Source organism: Pseudomonas quercus (assembly GCF_012033695.1).
Classification (GTDB): domain Bacteria; phylum Pseudomonadota; class Gammaproteobacteria; order Pseudomonadales; family Pseudomonadaceae; genus Aquipseudomonas; species Aquipseudomonas quercus.
This window is the reverse complement of the sequence record NZ_JAAVJI010000035.1, coordinates 1-4,076: the sequence shown is the minus strand read 5'-3', so window position 1 is coordinate 4,076 and position 4,076 is coordinate 1. Positions and strand designations below refer to the sequence as shown.

General features: G+C 56.4%; 4 protein-coding genes and 1 pseudogene. 3 read left to right on the top strand and 2 right to left on the bottom strand.

Going from position 1 to position 4,076, the window contains the following annotated elements:
• A partial coding sequence (locus HBH25_RS22830) for a transposase zinc-binding domain-containing protein (protein ID WP_178089121.1) occupies positions 1-244 on the bottom strand: 244 nt, incomplete at its 3' end.
• Positions 245-297: 53 nt separating this feature from the next.
• Positions 298-639: a TAL effector repeat-containing protein gene (locus HBH25_RS22825; protein WP_168086212.1), complete on the bottom strand. Its 342-nt coding sequence runs from the start codon at positions 637-639 to the stop codon at positions 298-300.
• Between the two features lie 658 nt (positions 640-1,297).
• Here HBH25_RS22825 and HBH25_RS22820 point away from each other — a divergent pair.
• The 3 genes and pseudogenes from HBH25_RS22820 (at position 1,298) to HBH25_RS22810 (ending at position 3,620) form a co-directional block, all read left to right on the top strand.
• The gene (locus HBH25_RS22820) at positions 1,298-1,726 is read left to right on the top strand and encodes a LexA family protein (RefSeq protein WP_168086211.1); all 429 of its coding nucleotides are present in this window, start codon (positions 1,298-1,300) and stop codon (positions 1,724-1,726) included.
• Positions 1,713-1,955: pseudogene (locus HBH25_RS22815) on the top strand (Y-family DNA polymerase); the annotation flags it as partial. The gene HBH25_RS22820 and the pseudogene HBH25_RS22815, both read left to right, overlap by 14 nt.
• 321 nt (positions 1,956-2,276) lie before the next feature.
• Positions 2,277-3,620, top strand: coding sequence for a hypothetical protein (locus HBH25_RS22810; RefSeq protein ID WP_168086209.1), 1,344 nt, complete (start codon positions 2,277-2,279; stop codon positions 3,618-3,620).
• The last annotated feature ends 456 nt before the right edge of the window (positions 3,621-4,076 follow it).

Here is a 4,076-nt window from a genome sequence, read left to right as displayed (position 1 = left end):
CCTTTTTGCCGCACGACGGGCAGGCCCGACAATGACAGGTGTTGCACAGGTATTTGACGTGCGGGCAACGCTCATTGCCGCAGGTGTAGTGCTTCACGCCCAGGATCGAGGTGGCGCAGGCCAGCATTTTGCTGATCGACTCCACTTCGATGTCGCGCAAACCACCGGCCTCCAGCAAACCTGCCCAGCAGCCATTGGCCGTGAACAGGTTTTTCAAAGGCCTTGGTTTGAAGCTGGTAGGCATGCCGGGTCATGTCACCGAACGCATTGAGAGGAGCAAACCCTATCATATCGGCCTCAACGACCGGCTGCCGTCAGTTCGTTGAGCTTGCTTTGGAGCGCGCCGGAAGCCCCCCGCTGTTTAGTCGCCAAGGTCAGTATCTCATCGTGGGAAACGCCACCCCGGGTCAGTTGCGAATGGATTTGCAACAGCGTCTCCAATGTCTTTTTGCCGCCGTTGTTACCGGCAATCCTCACCAGGTTGTCGGGGCCAAAGCCTGCCTGACGCAGGGCCGGGCCCTTGTCCAGCAGCGCCTGCAAGGCCTGCGCACCGCCTATATTGGCGGCGACCTTGACCAGGTTGTCGAGGCTGAAGCCGGCGTTGCGCAGGGCCGGGCCCTTGTCCAGCAGCGCCTGCAAGGCCTGCGCGCCGCCATCATGGGCAGCGACCTTGAGCAGGGCCTACTGGCGGGTGTACTGTTGCTGCCCAATTAACAGTTTTATTCACGTCGTTCTTGATCTTGTTGAAATCGTTGAATTAACTGTGTTAAGGCACTGGGTGGGCTATTAGCACCTGCTGCTATACGGTCCAGGTGCTGGGCAGTGACGCCAGATTGTTGTAGTGCAGCCAGGTCCTGGGCAGTGGCGCCAGATTGTTGTAGTGCAGCCAGGGTCTGGGCAGTGACGCCAGATTGTTGTAGTGCAGCCAGGGGCTGGGTATTCAGCGCTAGAGACGGTGGGGGGCGTACTGGGAGGTGTGCTCTTTGTGCCTGAGCAGCTTCGCTAGTTTGAAGGCTATTATGGATATCCCGCAGTGTATTCGCTAATACCCTATAGCTCTCATCGTCTATGTGTCTTCCTTCTGCACGCTCGTCAAGCTGTGCCATCGCGTCTGACGCTTGTGACGAGGTTGTGATCGTACGCCAATGGTCTCTAGCCTGATCAGCAGTTCTTATGACTAATCGCGTCGGCTCAGATGCCTCGCTTGGGCTATGTTGAATGGGGGTGGTAGAGGAACCCGAAATGTTATTTATTCCGCTCATATGCGTACCAGTTTGAAGTTAATTCAACCGAATGAGTGGCTTTTTGGAGCTTTGGGGTTCCGTCCTCTACGATCCCCCTACCGCTATTTGCCTGCCGTGTCCCTGCAGGATTTCCCTCACCCGCTGCGGATCACTTGGAAAAGCACATTTCCCTGGATGAGTTGTTCGACATCCGTGCCCCGCATATCTACCTGGTGAAGATCGAAGGCGACAGCATGAACGGCGCCGGCATGTTTAGCGGTGACCTGGTGATTGTGGATCGAGGCCGCGAGGCGCGGCATGGCGATATCGTGATTGCGGCTCTGAACGGCGAGCCGGTGTGCAAGCGACTGCACCACAAGGGCCGTGAGCTAATCCTTCAGTCAGAGAACGCGGCCTACCCGGCGCGCTACGTCATGGAGAGCGACGAAATGACGATTTGGGGAGTGGTTCGCTACAGCGTGCGCGACCATGCCTACGCCTAAGCCCACCTTTGCCCTGGTGGACTGCAATTCGTTCTATGCGTCATGTGAAAGGGTCTTCCGACCTGACCTGGCCAAGACACCAATAGTCGTCCTTTCAAACAACGACGGTTGCGTAATTGCCCGTAGTTACGACGCAAAACCCTTTGTGAAAATGGGTGCACCTTACTTCCAGATCAAGGACACGTTACGCCGTCACGGCATCAAGGCTTTCAGCAGTAATTATGAGCTCTAGTAAGTTACGTGGAATGCTTTTTGGCCCAGGGCCATGCAACCTGTCCTAGCGGTCGCTCGAAGCGCGTCAGCCATGGCAGCGGCGTTTGTGAAAGATGCCGCCGCTTTTTGAATAGGCCGTAATGCCTATGGCGAAAGGCGTAGTGACTATTTGAGTACTAATGCCGGTGGCAGCTTGGTGCTGCCGCTTGGCATGGCGGGGCTGTGAAAGGGTGGGCGCCACGACCCTGGTCACGCGCGCCTTGGCCACTATATGGGAACCTGACATTCGCGCTTGGCCACTCAAGGGTGACGATGGTCAACGAAAGCGAGCTTATTCATGTTCGGCGTCTCTAACACTCCACGGCCCATCGGCTCAGTCGGCTTACCCACGCCCGAGGCGGTGCGCATCGGCAACCACAGTCTTGAAACGCTGCAGCAGAAGGTCGGCGATCAGGTTGAGCCACATTTGCAAAGAGCTTTTTTCAGGTGGATGACAGTTGCCAAATCGGACCCTAATACAGCGTTCTCATCGCTCAACGCATTTATGTTCGCTGCGTTGGACACTGTCTCCACAGTGATGAGCGACTATCGGATACACCTGACACCCGATTCGATGCCCGAGAATGTTGACCTATTAGTCAAGACTGCGCTCAGTCGAGCGAAGCAAAGTGCTTTGCTCGCGAAGGTAGCGCCACCGCATTCAGCATCGGCCAAGTTCATTGAGCAAGTCGACCCCGAGAAAGTTGACTTCGGCCTCGCCGCGATTCGGGAATTGCACCTGCACGGTATAGGCGAGGGAACACCCTTCGCCGATATCGCGCCGGAGCACCGCTGGCGCATGTGCATCGACCCGCAACGAGTAGCGTTCGTGGAGCAACATCTGAGTCAGACACTTAATCACCCAATGATACCGTTTCTATTTGATTCAGAGCCTGCTTATCTGCATGGCATGCTCAACGGGTGGTCGATTTCGATGCAGCACCTGGATCACCCCGTTGACAGCCATTTGGTCGACCTGTTGTACCGCGCTTGCAACCCTACCGCCCCGGATGCAAAAAGCGGGTTCTTCGAACCGGGAGGCGGCTTCCCGGTCAAGATGGGCGCCAACCTATCCCCGGATGGTAGACGTGAGTTGCTCGCCTTCGCCCAGCGTGTACGCAAAGTCGCCCCACACTACGGTGTAGTGAAAGACACCCAGGTTTTTCGTAATACCTGGCCGCAGCTGGCGACCTCGCCAGACCCCGAAGCGCTTTGGAAAACCATGGAGCCGGAGACGAATGGCACTGTGGTTCGCTCGCCCATTCCCCAGCGAACCCTCACCCTGCTCGTCGACGAATTCATTCAGGCCTACCATACGCACATGCGCGACGCGCCAGAGCAGTCAGTCAGGCATATGGTGGAGCTTTGCCAATCGCTGGAGCGTCTGCACCCTTACGCGGACCGTAACTGCCGCACCTTCGGCCTCTTGCTTTTGAACAACCTACTAGTGCGTCACGGTTTGCCAATGACCATGCTGGACGATCCGAACGTGTTAGATGGCTTTTCGCTGGACGAATGCGTCGCCAAGGTCGAAGAGGGCCAGGCACGCGTGCAGCAATGGTGCCGGCCTAAGCCAATGGCAAGCGACCACGCTGGTGGGCTGCTGCAAGCCCGGCTGAATGCCCGGTTCGGATCGCGGTGATCAGATCAGCGACTTTCACCAACCCGCGACAGGCCTAATCGAAAACTGCCGGGCTCAGTGGAGCAATTCGCCACGCAGTTAGGAGCGGAATAACTGTGACCACCACCGCAGCAGTGTGCCGCCGGATGTTTGCTCCTGCGCACGCTTGAGTACGATTATTTAGTTTTCCGGGGCGGCCCTTATTAGCCCGGTCCTGCTTTTTAGCTCATACGCTCGTCTTGTTTTCTATTCCACATAAACGGCCAGCTCAGTGAGCGCGTAATGACGATTATCGAGAGCATGGTGGCCGGTTCGGAAGTGTACTCGATGTGTAGGAATTTCAAAGATTCCTACACATCAAGAGAGGCGTCAGGCAAGAACATTACGGTGCGATTGGCCTTGGAGAGTCAGAGGCCGGATAGCAAATTCAAACAGCTTTTGCTGTAAACTGCTGATCGGGAAGTGGTTTTTAGCACT